Annotated in this window: 17 protein-coding genes; 11 read left to right on the forward strand and 6 right to left on the reverse strand. The window is 31.2% G+C overall.

Features of this window, described 5'->3' with window-relative positions:
- Position 1: 1 nt before the first annotated feature.
- Genes C7447_RS13555 through C7447_RS13565 form a run of 3 tightly spaced genes read left to right on the forward strand, consistent with a single transcriptional unit; the run spans position 2 to position 4,403 of the window.
- A complete protein-coding gene (locus C7447_RS13555; protein WP_148871054.1) occupies positions 2–1,654 on the forward strand; it encodes a peptidase domain-containing ABC transporter in 1,653 nt (550 codons plus the stop codon).
- A gap of 6 nt (positions 1,655–1,660) precedes the next feature.
- Positions 1,661–3,013 (forward strand): HlyD family secretion protein, encoded by a 1,353-nt coding sequence (locus C7447_RS13560; protein ID WP_148871055.1) that lies wholly within the window; start codon positions 1,661–1,663, stop codon positions 3,011–3,013.
- Between the two features lies 1 nt (position 3,014).
- Positions 3,015–4,403, forward strand: coding sequence for a TolC family protein (locus C7447_RS13565; RefSeq protein WP_148871056.1), 1,389 nt, complete (start codon positions 3,015–3,017; stop codon positions 4,401–4,403).
- Position 4,404: 1 nt separating this feature from the next.
- On the opposite strand, the gene C7447_RS13570 is transcribed toward C7447_RS13565, so the two are convergent.
- Entirely contained in the window at positions 4,405–5,193 is a 789-nt protein-coding gene (locus tag C7447_RS13570) for an aldose 1-epimerase (RefSeq protein WP_148871057.1), read from the reverse strand.
- Between the two features lie 200 nt (positions 5,194–5,393).
- Here C7447_RS13570 and C7447_RS13575 point away from each other — a divergent pair, with 200 nt between their 5' ends.
- Positions 5,394–6,764, forward strand: a complete 1,371-nt coding sequence (locus C7447_RS13575; protein ID WP_148871058.1) for a hypothetical protein — start codon at positions 5,394–5,396, stop codon at positions 6,762–6,764.
- Positions 6,721–6,888, forward strand: coding sequence for a hypothetical protein (locus tag C7447_RS14870; protein WP_170246044.1), 168 nt, complete (start codon positions 6,721–6,723; stop codon positions 6,886–6,888). Before C7447_RS13575 ends, C7447_RS14870 begins: the two co-directional genes overlap by 44 nt.
- Positions 6,889–6,958: 70 nt before the next feature.
- Here the strand turns inward: C7447_RS14870 and lpdA are convergent, their stop codons facing one another.
- The 3 genes from lpdA to argS are packed head-to-tail and all read right to left on the reverse strand — an operon-like array spanning position 6,959 to position 10,743.
- Complete coding sequence (lpdA, locus tag C7447_RS13580) at positions 6,959–8,347, reverse strand: dihydrolipoyl dehydrogenase (RefSeq protein ID WP_148871059.1); 1,389 nt, start codon at positions 8,345–8,347, stop codon at positions 6,959–6,961.
- A 34-nt stretch (positions 8,348–8,381) separates the two neighbouring features.
- Positions 8,382–8,951 (reverse strand): hypothetical protein, encoded by a 570-nt coding sequence (locus C7447_RS13585; RefSeq protein ID WP_148871060.1) that lies wholly within the window; start codon positions 8,949–8,951, stop codon positions 8,382–8,384.
- 19 nt (positions 8,952–8,970) lie between these two features.
- Entirely contained in the window at positions 8,971–10,743 is a 1,773-nt protein-coding gene (gene argS, locus C7447_RS13590) for an arginine--tRNA ligase (RefSeq protein WP_148871061.1), read from the reverse strand.
- A gap of 93 nt (positions 10,744–10,836) precedes the next feature.
- Between argS and C7447_RS13595 the strand changes: the two genes are divergently transcribed.
- The 4 genes from C7447_RS13595 to C7447_RS13610 all read left to right on the forward strand — a co-directional run bounded on the left by C7447_RS13595 (position 10,837) and on the right by C7447_RS13610 (position 14,489).
- A complete protein-coding gene (locus C7447_RS13595; RefSeq protein WP_148871062.1) occupies positions 10,837–11,334 on the forward strand; it encodes a YkgJ family cysteine cluster protein in 498 nt (165 codons plus the stop codon).
- A gap of 35 nt (positions 11,335–11,369) precedes the next feature.
- Entirely contained in the window at positions 11,370–11,981 is a 612-nt protein-coding gene (locus C7447_RS13600) for a Crp/Fnr family transcriptional regulator (protein WP_148871063.1), read from the forward strand.
- Positions 11,982–12,081: 100 nt separating this feature from the next.
- Positions 12,082–13,449, forward strand: coding sequence for a leucine-rich repeat domain-containing protein (locus tag C7447_RS13605; RefSeq protein ID WP_148871064.1), 1,368 nt, complete (start codon positions 12,082–12,084; stop codon positions 13,447–13,449).
- Between the two features lie 197 nt (positions 13,450–13,646).
- On the forward strand, positions 13,647–14,489 hold the full coding sequence (locus tag C7447_RS13610) for a sterol desaturase family protein (RefSeq protein WP_148871065.1): 843 nt from the start codon (positions 13,647–13,649) through the stop codon (positions 14,487–14,489).
- Here C7447_RS13610 and C7447_RS13615 read toward each other — a convergent pair whose 3' ends face one another.
- Both C7447_RS13615 and C7447_RS13620 read right to left on the reverse strand, forming a co-directional pair.
- Positions 14,490–15,557 carry a serine hydrolase domain-containing protein gene (locus C7447_RS13615; protein ID WP_148871066.1) on the reverse strand — a complete coding sequence of 356 codons (1,068 nt, stop codon included), beginning with the start codon at positions 15,555–15,557 and terminating at the stop codon, positions 14,490–14,492.
- Complete coding sequence (locus C7447_RS13620; protein ID WP_148871067.1) at positions 15,554–16,141, reverse strand: adenylosuccinate lyase; 588 nt, start codon at positions 16,139–16,141, stop codon at positions 15,554–15,556. Before C7447_RS13620 ends, C7447_RS13615 begins: the two co-directional genes overlap by 4 nt.
- A 44-nt stretch (positions 16,142–16,185) precedes the next feature.
- On the opposite strand from C7447_RS13620, the gene C7447_RS13625 reads away from it, so the two are divergent.
- Positions 16,186–16,878 (forward strand): toxin-antitoxin system YwqK family antitoxin, encoded by a 693-nt coding sequence (locus C7447_RS13625; RefSeq protein ID WP_148871068.1) that lies wholly within the window; start codon positions 16,186–16,188, stop codon positions 16,876–16,878.
- 84 nt (positions 16,879–16,962) lie between these two features.
- The gene (gene mnmA / locus C7447_RS13630) at positions 16,963–18,150 is read left to right on the forward strand and encodes a tRNA 2-thiouridine(34) synthase MnmA (protein WP_148871069.1); all 1,188 of its coding nucleotides are present in this window, start codon (positions 16,963–16,965) and stop codon (positions 18,148–18,150) included.

Below are 18,150 nucleotides of genomic sequence, written 5' to 3' on the forward strand. Positions count from 1 at the left end.
TATGAACGAAAGATTATCACCTTGGAAACGTTTTGTCGGACTCCTGAAACTAGAACGTAAAGAGATTTTACAGATTTTTAACTATGCTATTTTTTCGGGTTTGGTGGCGTTATCGTTGCCTTTAGGAATTCAAGCAATTATTGGGTTAATGCAAGGAGCGCAGGTTTCTACGTCGTGGATTGTTTTAATTGTAATAGTAACCATTGGAGTGGCTTTTTCTGGTATATTACAACTAATGCAATTACGAATTATAGAAACCATACAGCAACGCATTTTTGTAAAAGCATCGTTTGAGTTTAGCTATCGTTTTCCTAAAATAAAGATGAATGAGTTGCATAGTTATTATCCGCCGGAGTTAGCCAACCGTTTTTTTGATACGTTAACCATACAAAAAGGCTTATCAAAAATATTGATAGATGTACCATCAGCATTGTTACAAATAGTATTTGCGTTGGTGTTGCTATCATTTTACCATCCATTTTTTATCTTTTTTGGCGTGTTGTTGATGCTATTAATTTACTTGGTATTCAAATTTACAGCCGTTAGAGGGTTAGAGACCAGTTTGGAGGAATCAAAGCATAAGTATAAAGTAGCGCATTGGATTCAAGAAATAGCCAGAAGTATTGTAAGTTTTAAATTATCAGGTAATACTAATTTAGCATTGCGTAAAAATGATGCGTTGGTGAGTAAATACTTACAGTCCAGAGAAAAACATTTTAAAATTTTAGTGTTACAATTCATTCATTTAATAGGTTTTAAAGTAATTGTTACTGCGGGTTTATTGTTAATAGGAGGAATGTTGGTGTTGAACCAAGAGATGAATATTGGTCAGTTTGTAGCGGCGGAAATCATTATTCTTTTGGTTATTGCTTCGGTTGAAAAGTTGATTTTAGGCTTGGGATCATTCTATGATGTGTTGACATCTATTGAAAAAATAGGTCAGGTGGTTGATAAAGAATTAGAAGCACAAAATGGAGAAAAACCTAATTTTAAAGATAAATTGATTGTAGAGCTAGACAATGTGAGTTTTGAAGTGGCTGATAGAGAAGAGCCTATTATTAAAAATGTTGATATGTCTATCAATCCAAAAGACAGAATCTTAATTCAAGGAGAAAACGGTTCGGGTAAATCTACACTATTACAACTTATTTCCGGAGTTATTTGTCCGTCTAAAGGAAATATTTACGTCAATAATTTATCAATAAACAGTTTGTTTTTAAATTATTATCGTGCCAGTTTAGGATTGGCGTTAAATGATGAAACGCCGTTTGAAGGAACTATTAAAGAAAATATTGTTTTTGATAGGGAAGATATTTCTGATGAAGAGATCATCAAGGTTTTTGAAAAAGTAAAACTTACTTCTTTTTTAAGAGAACAACCTCAAGGACTACAAACCATTTTAAAACCTGATGGAAAGCAAATTTCCTCAACAGATGCTAAAAAATTGGTGTTGGCTAGAGCCATTGTAAAACAACCAAAACTACTAATTCTGGAAGATCCTTTAAGTGAATTTGATAATGATGAAACAGATGAAATTATCAATTACATTACAGATGCAGCACATTCATGGTCGTTAATTGTAGTGAGCAGCAATCATAAATGGAAAAATAAATGCTCAAAGCACATTGCGTTGGTTGATGGTGAAATAAAATAAAAAAATATGCTTAATATATCTAATAATAAATTAAATAAAAAAGTATCGTTACATCATTTTACGTCGGTTAAATATGTAAACAGTAAACAATACGGAAAATACTTTAGCAGGTTTTTACTGTTTGTGTTGGTATTGAGTATTGTCGTACTATTTTTACCTTGGACGCAAAATATCAATGCAAAAGGAGCCGTAACTACTTTACAGCCCAATCAGCGTCCCCAAACCATTCAGTCGCAAATTCCAGGGAGGATTGAACATTGGTATGTACAGGAAGGAGATTTTGTTAAAAAAGGAGATACTATACTTCGTATTTCTGAAATAAAGAGTGATTATTTTGATGATCAATTACTGCAAAGAACCGATGATCAAATTCAAGCCAAAAACAACTCGGTAAATGCTTACAATAACAAATTGAATGCTTTACAAATGCAAATAACTTCTTTGCAACAAGAGCAACAATTAAAATACAAGCAAGCGCAAAATAAACTGTTGCAATCAAAGCTAAAAGTGAAAAGTGATAGCATTGCCTTTGAAGCTGAAAAAACCAATTATAAAGTTGCTGAACAACAGTATAAGCGAGAATTAACCTTGCAAGAAGAAGGATTAAAAGCGGTGAAAGATGTAGAGGCGAAACGCGTGAAATTACAAGAATCACAATCAAAATTAATTGCGCAGGAAAATAAGTTGATTTCCAGTAAAAACGATGTGCTCAATGCGCAAATAGATCTTTCAAGCATCAAAGTAAATTACGCCGAAAAAATATCAAAAGCCAGAAGTGATCTGTCTACAGCAGAATCGAGTTTGTTAGATGCAAAAGTAGAGGTAACGAAGTTAGAAAATACATTTTCAAATTATAAAAAGAGATCTTCTTTGTTGTTTGTAACTGCGCCACAAGATGGTTTTATTAATAAAGCTATCAAAGGTGGAATAGGAGAGATTTTTAAAGAAGGAGAAGCGTTGGTAGGTATCATGCCCGCAAATTATACTTTGGCAGTAGAAACCTATATAAAACCTATTGATCTTCCATTAATTCACATGGGGGAAGAATTCAGGGTTCAATTTGATGGTTGGCCCGCAATTGTATTTAGCGGTTGGCCTAATGTATCCTACGGGACATATGGAGCAAAAGTGGTGGCTATTGAAAATTTTATTAGTGCTAACGGAAAATTTAGAGTGTTATTAGCACCAGATGAATCAACTCATGACTGGCCGGAAGCCATTAGAGTAGGATCAGGAGCTAGAACCATTGCTTTGTTAAATGATGTGCCCATTTGGTTTGAATTATGGCGTCAGTTAAATGGTTTTCCGCCTAACTATTATCAACCTCAAACAACTACAACAGTCAAAAAGAAAAAATAATATGCGATATATAAGTTTAGTTCTGTTATTGTTTAGTGGGTTGCTAACAGCTCAAAATGCTTCGAAAAAAGTATTGTCATTACCAGAATTTTTAGGGTATGTAAAGCTGCATCATCCCTTGGTAAAACAAGCTAATATTACGTTAACGCAAGCAGAAGCAAAAGTGTTAAAAGCTAGAGGAGCGTTTGATCCAAAAATAGAATATTCCAAGTCTACTAAAGAATTTGATAAAAAGGAGTATTACGATAAGCAGCAACTACTTTTTAAAATTCCTACATGGTACGGAATTGAATTAAAAGGTTCTTTTGAAGATAATAACGGTTTGTATTTGAATCCTGAAGCTACAGTACCGGAAGATGGATTGTATAGCGCAGGAATTTCTGTGCCATTGGCTAAAAATTTATTGATCAATGAGCGTATGGCTCAGCTAAAACAAGCAAAATTATTCAGAAAGCAAGCGGAAGCAGAACAACAATTATTGGTGAATTCTATTTTGTACGATGCCACGGTGAGTTATGCCAATTGGCTTAAAACCTACAAAGAGAATTTGCTGTATAGTTCTTTTTTAACCAATGTAGAATTCAGATTAAAAGGAATAGTAAAAGGTTTTGAAGCAGGTGATAAACCGGCAATTGATACTTTAGAAGCATCTATTACCGTAGCTAATAGAAAATTAATGCTTGAGAAAAATAAATTGACACTAACCAAGGCTGGTTTTGAGTTGTCTAACTATTTATGGAATGAGAATACAGTTCCTGTAGAATTGCAGCCAGATGTAGTTCCAGAAACCAATATAGCAGTAGTAAATGAGGATGTTTCTTCTTTGTTAGCGGTTATAAAAGAGGATTTTGATCCTACAAAGCACCCAAAATATACTGCGCTGCAATACAAGCAGAAAAGTTTACAAGTAGAAAAACGATTAAAACTAAATAACTTATTGCCACAGGTTAATGTTGAATATAATTTTTTAACCACACAACCAGGGTTTTTAGATTCTTTTACAAGAGCAAATTATAAAGGAGGAGTAGCTGTTAAATTGCCTTTATTTTTAAGAAAAGAGAGAGGAGAACTTAAATTAGCAAAAGCAAAGTTGGATGAGGTGAACTTTGAAATGCTATCGCAAGAAGTATCGTTAAAAAACAAATTCAAGGCTACTTTAAATGCGGTTGAATCGTATAAAGACCAGTTAACAACCACTCAACAAATGGTTACGGGTTATAAAAAAATGGTAACTGCTGAAGAGCGTAAATTTTCGTTAGGGGATAGCTCCTTATTTTTAATTAATTCTCGTGAAGCAAAATTAATTGAAGCACGGTTAAAACAAATAGATACAGAAAACCAATTGTTAAAAGAGCAAGCGAGTATGATCTTGTTAAACCAACAGATGTAATTTATTCGGGAAAAATGGTGACTTCAAAAAAATCATTACCGCTGGCTTTGTTAAATAAATTAGGTTCTAATTTTTTCTTTCCGGTATAAGGATATTCGGTTATAGGCTCAATACAAAGCATATTGGTAACTTCTGTCCACAACATAAAATTGTTGAATCCTTTTGTTTTTATAGTAACATTATGTCCGTTTTCTTTAACTAGGGTAATTTCATCAGTATTCAAAAAAGGAAAAGCGGTAGAACCAGCATCCATAACATCTTTTACAGTAGCGGTTTTAGTATTTGTTTTACAAATTTCTGTTGCGTTCCCAGATAATTTAAAGGCTGGATGATAGCCTAACATAAAAGGCATGTCTTTTTCTGATTGGATTTGAAATATAATTTTTAGGTGATCATCTTCTAAAACATACCTTTTAATGAAGGTAAAGTCATATGGCCAAAACTGGAATTCTTCAGTAGATTTATTGGGGAATTTTGAGTTTTTAATTTTTGTGTTGGCTTTGTATTCTTTTTGTAAACTCAACGATGTTTTATTGCTTTCCAATACAGTGTAGGCAAACTCTCTTAACAATCCGTGTTGATCTTGAATACAATTGCCTTTAGGTGTTTCAACCACAAAATTATTAGAAACCGTAGGGCCAATTATAGGAAACATTTCAGTATCAGAATTTCTCCAACCCGGAGCTCCTTTTTGATGTATTAGCTCTTCATTTCCTTTTTTAAAACTTATCAATTCTCCTTGGTCAATAACCACACTTAGGTCGTTGTTGCTTAAAGTTATGTTTTTCATGTTTAAAAATTGCCTTCGAGTTTGCAGATGCAAAATAAGGAATAAGAAATCTTTTTTTTAATAAAAAGCTGAATGTTTATAAAATATCAATTCTTATTTGAATTAATTTTTTAGAGTAAAAAATCATATCAGTTAATAAATATTTGTAATGGAGTAGCTTAAGTAAGGGTAAGTGCTTATTATTGTGTAATAACTTTAGTATGAAAAACAAGTTACAAGCTAAAATATTAGTTTTCTTATTATCAATTATTTTAGGCTGTAAAATCCTAGATATGTATGCTACGCATAAGATTGACACCTATTTAAAGACAAATTTTGGAAAAACTAATGCGCTTGAATATGATGAAATAGAAATTAATTTTTTATTAGGAAATGCTGCTTTAAAGCAATGTAAAGCTATTCAAGATAGTGTTACATTTGAATCTGAAAAAGTTGAAATTAATAACTTTTCTTTCTATCAATATTTTATAAATAATAAAATTAAAATCGAATCTTTTACTGTTGAAAATTCAAAAATTACAGGGAAAATCATAGACAAAAAAAAAGAAGAAAAAAAGCCGTCTAAAAGTTGGTATGAAAAAGTAAATATTGAAGAAATTGCATTCAAAAATTTAAATATCAACTTAACGAAGCAAAATAATTTTCCATTATCTATAGATAGAATAGATGTAAACTTGAAAGATTTTACTTTAGATAATCCATCCACTACATCTATACCATTTGAGTATTCAGCATTAAAAATAACAATTAAAAAATTTAAAAGTCAGTTTTCTAAAGTACAAGCAGTAGGTTTTTCAAATTTTACGTTTGAAAATGAAAAAATTCAAGTTGATAGCTTAGAAATCATACCCTTAAAATCGAGAGAAAATTATATTTACCATGTTCCTTATGAAAAAGATCTACTAACTCTTTATATAAAGAAAATTACGGTTCCTTCTTTTAAAATTCATAATAAAAAAAGATTATTTTTTGAATTAGATACCATTTTTATCGATCAAGGTGATTTTAATGTGTATGGAGATAGAGTTGTTTTAGAGCATCCCTATCAAAGAAAAGATCTTTATAGTAAATCGATGAGAAATTTACCCTTTGATATTGATATACATAAAATTAACATACAAGATACACAAATTGTTTACGAAGAGTTAACAAAGAAAAATGGAACTCCTGGATTAATATCTTTCAATTCGATACATGCAGAAATTAATGATTTAACAAATGTAGAAAGAGAAAATAAGTTTCCTAGAACAGTTATACATATAGACTCTCGTTTTATGAATACGTCTGATCTGAAAATAGATTGGAGTTTTAAAACTGATAATTTAAATGATGAATTTACTATAAGAGGAAGTTTACTAAATGTGCCAAAAGAGAGCATTAATTCATTTATGCGACCAACAACAAATGTAGAGGTAGAAGGAAGAATTAATCAATTGTTTTTTAATTTATATGGAAATGATGATGTTTCTAACGGAGATTTTGAAATTGATTTTGATAATTTTAAAATTAATCTTTTAGAAGACGGAAATGAAAAAAAAAGTACTTTCTTGGATTTTAAATTTATTTATTAAAAATTCATCTAAAAACGGACTAATAAAAACTGAAATTAAAGACCTAGAACGAGATAAAACACGTTCTTTTTGGAATTTCTTTTGGAAGAATATAGAAAAAGGATTGAAACAATCTTTAACTTAAAACCTCACCTCTCGAAGTTTCGGGATGGTGAGGTCTTTTATCTCTTATCTTGATTCTTGTTTCTATAAATCTATAAATGAATCACTTCATCATAAGCATCTGCAACAGCTTCCATAACCGCTTCACTCATGGTTGGGTGAGGGTGGATAGCTTTCAATACTTCATGACCTGTAGTTTCTAATTTACGTCCTAAAACAGCCTCAGCAATCATATCGGTAACTCCGGCACCAATCATGTGGCAACCTAACCACTCACCGTATTTAGCGTCGAAAATTACTTTTACGAATCCGTCAGGAGTACCCGCTGCTTTTGCTTTACCAGAAGCAGAAAAGGGGAATTTACCTACTTTTAATTCATAGCCAGCTTCTTTTGCTTTTTCTTCTGTTAAACCAACAGAAGCAATTTCTGGAGTCGCATAGGTACAACCAGGAATGTTTCCATAGTCGATTGCTTCGGTATGTACACCTGCAATTTTCTCTACACAAGTAATTCCTTCGGCAGAAGCAACGTGTGCTAAAGCAGGACCAGGAGTTACATCACCAATAGCATAATACCCAGGAATGTTAGTTTGGTACCAATCGTTTACTAAGATCTTGTCTCTATCGGTAACAATACCTACTTCTTCTAATCCGATATTTTCGATGTTAGTTTTAATTCCAACTGCTGATAAAACGATATCTGCTTCTAAAATTTCTTCACCTTTCTTTGTTTTAACCGTAGCTTTTACTCCAGTACCAGAAGTATCTACAGATTCAACAGAAGAGCTAGTCATAATTTTAATTCCAGCTTTTTTGAACGAACGTTCCATTTGTTTAGAAACATCTTTATCTTCTACAGGAACAATATTTGGTAAATATTCTACAATAGTAACATCGGTTCCCATTGAGTTATAGAAGTGAGCAAACTCAACACCAATTGCTCCAGAACCTACAACAATCATCGATTTTGGTTGTGTTGGTAAGCTCATTGCTTCACGATACCCAATTACTTTTTTACCATCTTGTGGTAAATTAGGCAATACGCGAGAACGTGCTCCTGTGGCAATAATAATATTATCAGCAGAGTATTCAGTAACTTTTCCGTCTGCAGCAGTAACATCTACTTTTTTACCTGGTTTTACTTTACCAAAACCATCGATAATGTCAATTTTATTTTTCTTCATTAAGAATTGAACACCTTTGCTCATTCCTTCTGCAACACCGCGACTACGCTTAATAACCGCTTCAAAATCTTTATCGATTGCTTCTGCTTTTAATCCGTACTCGTCTACATGTTTTAAATAATCATACACCTGTGCAGATTTTAATAAGGCTTTGGTAGGAATACATCCCCAATTAAGACATATACCACCTAAGTTTTCTTTTTCTACTACTGCAGTTTTAAATCCTAATTGAGATGCTCTGATAGCAGTTACATATCCACCAGGACCGCTTCCGATTATTAATACGTCGTATTTCATGTTGTTTATTTTTATCTTGTTGTTTGTTTATAATCTAATTGCAATTATCATTATAATAATTAATCATTTGAGAAATATTAAAGTCGAAGTTTGATTTAATACTTTTTTTATCTTTAATTTTATTCTGAAAATCTGTACAATCTAACGTATGTTTTGAAAGTATTTTTCTATAATTTTTACTTTTAAAATTAAGAGGTAGTTTGTCTGCAAAGTCAGAGTTTTCATCTGCAATAAAATATTCTGTAAAAGGTCCTTTGCCTAGTAAAAAATCATCCATTTTATTTTTCGTAGGAGCTGATGCTCTTTGCCTTGAAAATAATTCTAACTTACCACTAATTTCTTTTTTTAATAAAACTACTAACTGACTTTCTATCTTATATACATACTCAGTTTTATCATCAAAAACTACCTTTTTTACTTTTCTGTAGTTAAAAAAAGTCCTTTTAGATTTTTCATTTTCTCTAAATTTTAATCGAAATCCATTAGAAATTTTAATTAAACCAGTAATTTTAGAGTTATCTCTTAAAAACAGTGTTCCTTTTTGGTATTGAGAAAAACTGTTTATTGAACTTAATAATAAGAGAAGTATTAAATTTTTTTTCATAGTTTAACCGTTATGTGTTTTACATCCTCTCAGGAACCTGAATTCCTAATAAGCTGAATGCCGATTTTATAGTGTCTGCTACCTTTTTAGATAGTTGAACACGGAATATCTTTTTATCTATATTTTCTTCACCTAATATATGTACGTTTTGATAAAAAGAATTGAACTCTTTTACCAAATCGTAGGTGTAATTTGCAATAACAGCAGGCGAATATTTTTTAGCAGCTAACTGAATTACTTCAGGATATAACTCTAATTGTTTAATGAGTTCCTTTTCTTTTTCGTGTAAATCAATTGTTACCTTTTTAGAAAAATCAAAATCTGTTTTTCTAATAATTGATTGAATCCTTGCATAGGTGTATTGAATAAAAGGTCCTGTATTTCCTTGGAAATCTACCGAATCTTTAGGGTCAAACAAAATACGTTTTGTTGGGTCTACTTTTAAAATAAAATACTTCAAAGCACCCAAACCAATCATTTTGTATAACTCTTCCTTTTCGGTATCAGAATAGCCTTCTAGTTTCCCTAATTCTTGAGAAATTTCGCGAGCAGTATCGGTCATTTCCGTCATTAAATCATCAGCATCAACCACGGTTCCCTCACGAGATTTCATTTTTCCAGAAGGTAAATCTACCATTCCGTAACTTAAATGAAATAATTGTTCCGCCCAAGAGTATCCTAATTTCTTTAAGATTAAGAATAATACTTTAAAGTGATAATCTTGTTCGTTACCAACGGTGTACACCATTCCGTTAATTGAAGGATGATCTTTTACACGTTGTATCGCGGTACCAATATCTTGCGTCATGTAAACGGCAGTACCGTCTGAACGTAACACAAGTTTTTCGTCTAATCCGTCTTCAGTTAAATCACACCAAACTGAACCGTCTTCTTTTTGATAAAAAACACCTTTTTGTAAACCTTCATCCACAACTTCTTTACCTAAAAGATAGGTGTTGCTTTCGTAATATAAGGCATCAAAATCAACTCCCATGTTTTTATAGGTAACGTCAAATCCGTCATATACCCATTGGTTCATGGTTTTCCAAAGAGAAACTACTTTTTCATCACCAGCTTCCCATTTACGTAACATTTCTTGCGCTTCTAGTAAAAGAGGTGCTTCTTTTTTAGCCTCTTCTTCGGTTTTACCTTGAGCAACTAAATCAGCAATTTCCTTTTTATATTCTTGATCAAATTTTACGTAGTAATTTCCAACCAGTTTATCTCCTTTTAATCCGGTAGACTCAGGTGTTTCCCCATTTCCAAATTTTTCCCAAGCCAACATCGACTTACAAATGTGAATACCACGATCGTTAATAATTTGGGTTTTGAACACGTTTTTACCCGATGCTTTTAAAATTTCGGCAACCGAGTATCCTAGTAAGTTATTACGAACATGACCTAAGTGTAAGGGTTTGTTGGTGTTAGGTGATGAATACTCAACCATAACCGATTGCTTATCAGTAGGCATTGCCAATCCGAAGTTGTTATCTGTGTAAATAGTATTGAAAAAATTGGTGTAAAAACTATCTTCAATTACTAAGTTTAAAAAACCTTTAACAACATTATAGTTGTTTATTTCTGAAACATTTTTAACTAAATATTTTCCTAAATCTTCACCAATTTGAACAGGATTTCCTTTTTTGTAGCGTAATAACGGAAACACAACTACGGTGATGTCTCCTTCAAAATCTTTACGGGTTGCTTGGAATTCTACTGACGGAATTTCGGTTTCATACAAACTTAAAAATCCTTCTTTTACTTTCGCTTCGATTAACGATTGAATGTTCATTAGCTAAAAAAATTGAGTAGCAAAATTACATAATTTTATTTGTTTTTTAAGAGGATTTTTGGCTTAGAATAATTGTATTTTTGCAGCATGGATATGGACAAAGATTTAGAAAACTTACCAAGACTTGCAAAAGACGCTTTAGAAGAAAATAAAAAATATTTTCAACGTTTAAAAAAACGAACTCCAAAACGTTTGGATTTATTAATGCAAGAACTACATGAAGAAGAGTTTGAAAAAACAGACTGTTTAACTTGTGGAAATTGCTGTAAGACTACAAGTCCAATCTTTACGGAAAAAGATATTGAACGTATTTCGAAGCATTTAAGAATGAAAGTTATTGATTTTACAAATCAATACTTACAAAGAGATGAAGATAATTTTATGGTCTTGCAATCGGCTCCGTGTACTTTTTTAGACGAACGAGATAATACCTGTTTTATTTATGACGTTCGCCCCAAAGCATGTGCAGAATATCCGCATACCAATCGTAAAAAGTTTATCCAATTAGCTAATTTAACCATTAAAAATACAGAGGTTTGTCCTGCAACCTACAGAATTGTACAGGAATTGAAGAAACGATTGCCTCAATAAGTATTGCTTAATATTTTTTATTAATTATTTTTTTGATGAAAACTATCTCCGATTCAGATTGTCAATTATTATATGATTACATGCAATTGGCCGCCCCTATAAGTGATGATTTTTTTTCAGAACTAATTAAGTATTTTAAAAAAAGGAAATTTGCAAAAGGTGAAACCATTTTAAAAGAAGGTGAAATAGCGTTTAGATCTAATATTGTAATCAAGGGAGTAGTTCATCAGTTTGTTTATGATGAAGACATTCCCATTACAACTAACATTAGCCCAAAGGGTTTCGCATTTAACAGTCTTAAAAGTTATATGGAAAGAACCCCTTCTATAGAAATACAGGAAGCCATTACAGATGTCGAAATACTATCTATAGAAAAGAAGGATCTTGAAATGCTCTCAAAAAAGTGGACCGAAATGGCCTACATTATGTATAAAATTCATGAATCTATTTTATTAGACAGAGAAAACAGGATGAGCCTGCTTCAATACCGAAACCCATCAAAAAGATTTCAACTTTTCCATGAAATGGAAGAGCGATCAAATTCGATGTTGAAAAGCACCCCTGATAAATATATTGCCAGTTATTTAAACATGACCCCTCAGCAATATAGTAAGGAAAAACGCCTTCAAAAAAGATTGTATAAATAAGTTCTTGCATAAAAAAGGCATAGACTTACCTGGAGATAACTTTAGAATTGTCAAGATTTTATTATTTAGCCTAATCTTTGATCAATTTTATTTTTAGAACATGTTAAAACATATAAATTTTATTTTAGTATCCGTTATCTTGTCTGGGCTCTTTTTAAATTCTTGTAGTAAAAAGGACAATAATCCAATTTTGAGTAATGAGAAAGAGATTGTGAGCTTTGTATTTAAATCGCAAAATAATGAGGCGCTTAATTCAGATATTGCTGCTCAAATTAATCAAGAAGACAAAACGATTACGATTACAGTACCTTATGGAACAAATATAACAGCTTTGGTACCTACCTTAGAAGTATCTGAATACGCAACTTTTTCTCCTGAAGGAATAATGGATTTTACTAATCCAGTTACTTATACCGTTACTTCTCAAAACCAAACTACCGCAGATTATAATGTTATTGTTGAAATTGAGCCTCTTTCACAAAGAGAGGTGTTAATAGCTATTTTCAATGCTAATCAAAGTAATTATTTGGATTGGAATATAACTAATGATGATATCAGTACATGGAGTCGTGTAGTTGTTGATGATGAAGGTTATGTGATTGAATTAGATTTTTACAATGTTAATTTAGAAACAATCCCAACAGAGATTAAACATTTAACTCATTTAAGTAAGTTAAATTTAAATGATAACAATATTCAAACTCTCCCTGCTGAAATAGGGAGTCTAGGAAATTTAACAAATTTAAGTTTGTATGATAACAATATTAATACTCTTCCTATTGAAATAGGAAATTTAATAAATTTAATAAACTTGAATATTTCTAGAAATGCTATACAAACTTTACCTGAAAGTATAGGTGATCTTACCAAATTAAAGATTTTGGGAGCAGGTTTAAATGAATTAGAAAGTCTACCTGAAGAAATAGGAAATATGACAGCTTTGGAAGAATTACAAGTATTTAATAATTTATTGACGGAAATACCAGAAAGTATAGGTAATCTTTCTAATTTAATAGACTTAAACTTGGGACGTAATCAAATAACTGACATACCTAATTCAATTAAACACTTAAGTAAATTAACAAAGCTAAGTTTGCCTTCAAATCAAATACAGAATATCCCTGAAGAGGTGTTTATGTTATCAGAATTAACATTTTTACATTTATTTTCTAATCAGCTTACTGTTATTTCGTCAGAAATTGAAAACCTTAATAAATTAGAATTTTTATATTTAGGAGGTAATCAGCTATCTGAAGTTCCGGAGCAGATAGGAAACTTAAGTAATTTAAAAGGGTTGTATTTTCAAGATAATCAACTGGAAAGTGTACCTTTTCAAATAGGAAATTTAACAAGATTAGAGCAGTTGTTTTTACAGGATAACCTCTTAACTACTATTCCACAAGAAATATGTGATTTAGAAAATGCAGGTACTGTTATTACTAAAGATTCGGCAGTAACTTGTGAGTAAACTTTCAAAAAATACATTATTAATAACGAAACTCATAGAAATTTTTCTCTGAGTTTTTATTTTATACATAAATGATAAAAATTCATGATTTTTAAGATAAAGTTTTATTATTTTGATTGTATTTTTCAAGGATGAACAAACCTGTAACGATAACTATCATCAAAAATTCTTATTTTTAGAGAAAATAAAATTATCTCTTGGAAACAATACTAAACTATTTTGAAACCATTCCTTCTTCTCATAGAAGTATCATTTTGGTGGGTGGAATTACCTTTTTTTGGTTATTAGAAGGCGCTGTGCCTTTATTTAAATTCAACTATAAAAAGTGGAAACATGCATGGCCTAATCTGTTTTTTACTGTAACAACGATTGTAGTTAATTTCGGATTGGCTTTTTTATTATTGAATACTGCCGATTGGGTAAAAGCTAACAATTTCGGAATTATTAATTGGTTGCCTGAAATGCCATTATGGTTATATGCGGTATTGGGTGTTTTATTTTTAGATTTCTTCGGAGCTTATTTAGCGCATTTTACTGAGCATAAAGTGAAAACTTTATGGATGGTACATTTGGTACATCATACTGATCATAATGTAGATACAACTACAGCAAATAGACATCATCCGTTAGAAAGTGTAATTCGATTTGTATTTACACTAGTTGGTGTTTTTTTAGTAGGAACCCCTATCGGGATTATCATGTTGTACCAATCTGTATCGTTAATAGCTACACAGTTTGGTCATGCCAATATTAAAATGAACAGAAAAGTCGATAAATTATTGAGTTATGTTATTGTATCGCCTGATATGCATAAAGTACATCATCATAATTTATTACCTTATACAGATTCTAACTATGGAAATATATTCTCTGTTTGGGATAGACTTTTCGGAACCTACATGGAACTTGATCGTGATAAAATAGTATATGGAGTAGATACGTTTCCTGATGAAGTAGCCAATTCTAATTTAAAAGAATTATTGAAACAACCTTTTAAAGGATATAGAAAACCAACTAATTTGGAGGAATTGCCTCAATAATTATTTGATAAATATATTTTCAAGATTTTTAATGTATCCTTTCATTTTTACACCAGATAAATTTGTTAGGATAGCAATAGTAATTTCTTCTTCAGGATAGATTAATAAGTAAGAAGAGGCTCCAATTCCTCCTCCAGAATGACTTAATTTTAACGTGTTATTTGTAGTTTTAGAAATACTAACTCCAATTCCATAATTTGTTTTTTTGCCATCGAAAGTCTTGTTTGAAGTTGTAATTTCAGATAAGGATTTTGAGCTAATTATTTTTGGATTTATAAACTCATTACCAAACAAAACTAAATCTTCAGATGTAGATAAAAAACCACCACCTGCAGCTTTAAATTCATTATTCACATTAGGGCCAATTAATGCTTTACCTTTTCTATTTATATAGAATTTAGTTCTATTATTATTTTCTTTGTCGGCTATATCTAGAGTAGTATTACTCATGTTTAAGGGATTGAAAACTTCATCATTCATGTATTTAAAAAAATCTTCATTTGAAGCATTTTGAATAACAACACTTAATAAATTCCAGCCGTAGGTACTATATTTAAACTTTTCACCAGGTTTAAAGAGCAACTCTGAATTTTTAAAAATCTCTAGCCCTTGTACAATAGACATTTTTTTGTTTATTAAAAACTCGTTTCCTTTATAATGTCTTATACCTGCTAGATGGCTTCCAATTTGACGAAGGGAAAAATCATATTTTTTTTCAGGGAAATCTGGAACATGTTTATACAAACTATCATCAAAATCTAATTTATTATTATCTAAAAGTTTAGCCAAAGCAATTGATGTAAGTGTTTTTGATATACTTGCAATTCTAAATTGTGTAGAAGTTGGAGATACTTTTTTCTTGTTTTCTAAATCTGAGTATCCAAAACCTTCTGACCAAATAATTTTTCCTTTATAGGATGCAGAAATAGAGAGTCCAGGTATTTTCTGTACCTCTAGGAAATCTTTAGTAACAACTTCAGCTTCTATTATCTCCTTTTCAAATTGTGCATTTGATATAACAGAAGAAAATAAAAGTATTATTAAAATTACTTTACAATAGTTATTCATAACTTTTTTTGGTTAAAATTCTGTATTAGTTTTAAAATCTTTCTTCCTCTAGCTTCGCATCCTTTACTTTGATGAATCACATCATTTCTAATAATATGTTCTAATTCGGGGTGAATCCAATCTTTTTGTAATCCGAACAAATATAAAGTATTCATGGTGTATGCTTTTACTGCAATTTTTTGATTGGTAATTAACCAATCAAAACCAGTTTCAATAATTCGTTCTATTTGATCATTAGTTAAAACGTTCTTTATTTTATGCGAATTTTTAGAGGTATAAGCGGTTGCAATATGTTTACAAATTTTAGCGCACGTACGAACCGAACCATCAAAATGAACTTTATGGATGTTTTTGGTGAATTCTTCTAAATGTGGGAGTAATAAATCTAATCCGTTGTGAGTACAAATCCATTCTAAGATCCATGCAGCACGAACAGATAATTTAGTATCAACTTGAAACGTTGTAGAAACTAAATAAGGAAATAGCGTAGGTGTTTTTAAGATCGTTTTCGCAGCTGCGTCTCTATTTTTTCGTTTGGCATTCTCAACTTTTATCAAAATGGTGTTTAAAAATTCTTGATTCACCTTGGTATGGTTTGTGTATATTTGTTTTAAAATTATTCATCCCCATGATAAATATAAAAAGACTATTTATAGGAACTATTGTATTCTCATTTTTTTTCGTTTCAAATGCAATTTCTCAAAATGTAAATAAAGTAGATGAAAATGGAGAACGAATAGGTGTTTGGCGTAAATACTACGAAAACGGCAAAATTCGTTATACAGGTAATTTTAAAGAAGGGAAAGAAGTCGGTACGTTTAAGTTTTATAACAAATCTTCTTCGTTTCCATCTATTATCAAAGAATTTTCGACAAGTTCAGATTCTGCTATGGTAAAATTTTATACGCCAAAAGGTAAGTTGAAGTCTGAAGGAGTCATGATAGGTAAAAATAGAGTAGGGAAGTGGATGTATTACTTCTCTGATGGAAAAATATTTTCTGAAGAATTTTATGTTGATGGAAAACTTAATGGAGTTTTAAAAAATTATTACCCTAACGGAAAAGTAACGGAAGAATCTCACTATAGCAATGGACTTAAAAACGGGATTTCTAAAACTTTTTCGGATGATGGAATTTTAATCGAAGAAGTAATATATGCAGATGGGAAATTAAACGGATTAGGTAAATATTTCGATTTAAAAGGAAACCTGAAAGAAAAAGGAATGCATAAGGACGGAAAACGTGATGGGAAATGGGAATTTTATATGGATGGTGAGTTGGCAGAAAAGAAACGTGTTACCCATTCTATTAAAAAACAGTAATAATATTTATTGATGAAACCATCAATTCTTACAATCTTATAAATCCATTACAAATTCGTAAATTTGCACCCCAATTAAAAGAAAATGAAAAGAGTAATTGTAGGACTTTCGGGAGGTGTAGATAGTAGTGTAACCGCATATTTATTAAAAGAACAAGGATACGAAGTTATTGGCTTATTTATGAAAAATTGGCACGATGATTCGGTAACCGTTTCTGATGAATGTCCTTGGTTAGAAGATAGTAATGATGCAATGATTGTTGCTGAAAAACTCGGAATTCCTTTTCAAACAGTAGATTTAAGCGAGCAATACAAAGAACGTATTGTAGATTATATGTTCGATGAGTACGAAAAAGGGCGTACACCCAATCCAGATGTGTTATGTAACCGTGAAATAAAGTTTGATGTTTTTATGGACATCGCACTTAGTTTAGGGGCAGATTATGTAGCAACTGGTCATTACTGTAGAAAAGCAGAAGAAGTAATTAACGCGAAAACCGTTTACAAGTTATTGGCAGGAAAAGACAAGAATAAAGATCAGTCTTATTTTTTATGTCAATTATCGCAAAAGCAATTAGAAAAAGCTTTGTTTCCTATAGGGGAGCTTACCAAACCAGAAGTCAGAGAAATTGCTAAAAAAGCAGATTTAATTACGGCGGATAAAAAAGATTCTCAAGGATTGTGTTTTATTGGAAAAGTTAGACTTCCAGAGTTTTTGCAACAAAAATTGAAGCCCAAAGAAGGGCTTATTGTTCAAATTCCTGAAAATTTTAATGACTATGTAAAATCAACTCCTCATTTTGAAAACAAACAAGCGGAGTTAGATTATTTTTCTACAAAATATAAGTATCATCTTAAAGACGGAAAAGTTGTTGGAAAGCACCAAGGAGCACATTATTTTACCAAAGGGCAACGTAAAGGATTGGCTGTCGGAGGAACCAAAGAACCACTTTTTGTTATAGAAACTGATGTAGATGAAAATGTAATTTACACAGGAGAAGGAAAAAAGCATAAAGGATTATACAGAAGTGTGTTGTTTGTTTCTAACGAAGAATTACATTGGGTTCGTGAAGATTTGGCTTTAAAAACAGGTGAAACTATGAAAGTAGAAGCGCGTATTCGGTATCGTCAACCACTTGAAAAAGCAATTTTGCACAAAGTAGAAAACGGATTGTTTGTTGAATTCTTAAACCCACAATCAGCTATTCAAGAAGGACAATTTGTAGCTTGGTACAAGGTTGATGAATTATTAGGTTCGGGAATAATTTCTTAA

This window comes from Tenacibaculum adriaticum (assembly GCF_008124875.1).
Lineage (GTDB): Bacteria > Bacteroidota > Bacteroidia > Flavobacteriales > Flavobacteriaceae > Polaribacter > Polaribacter adriaticus.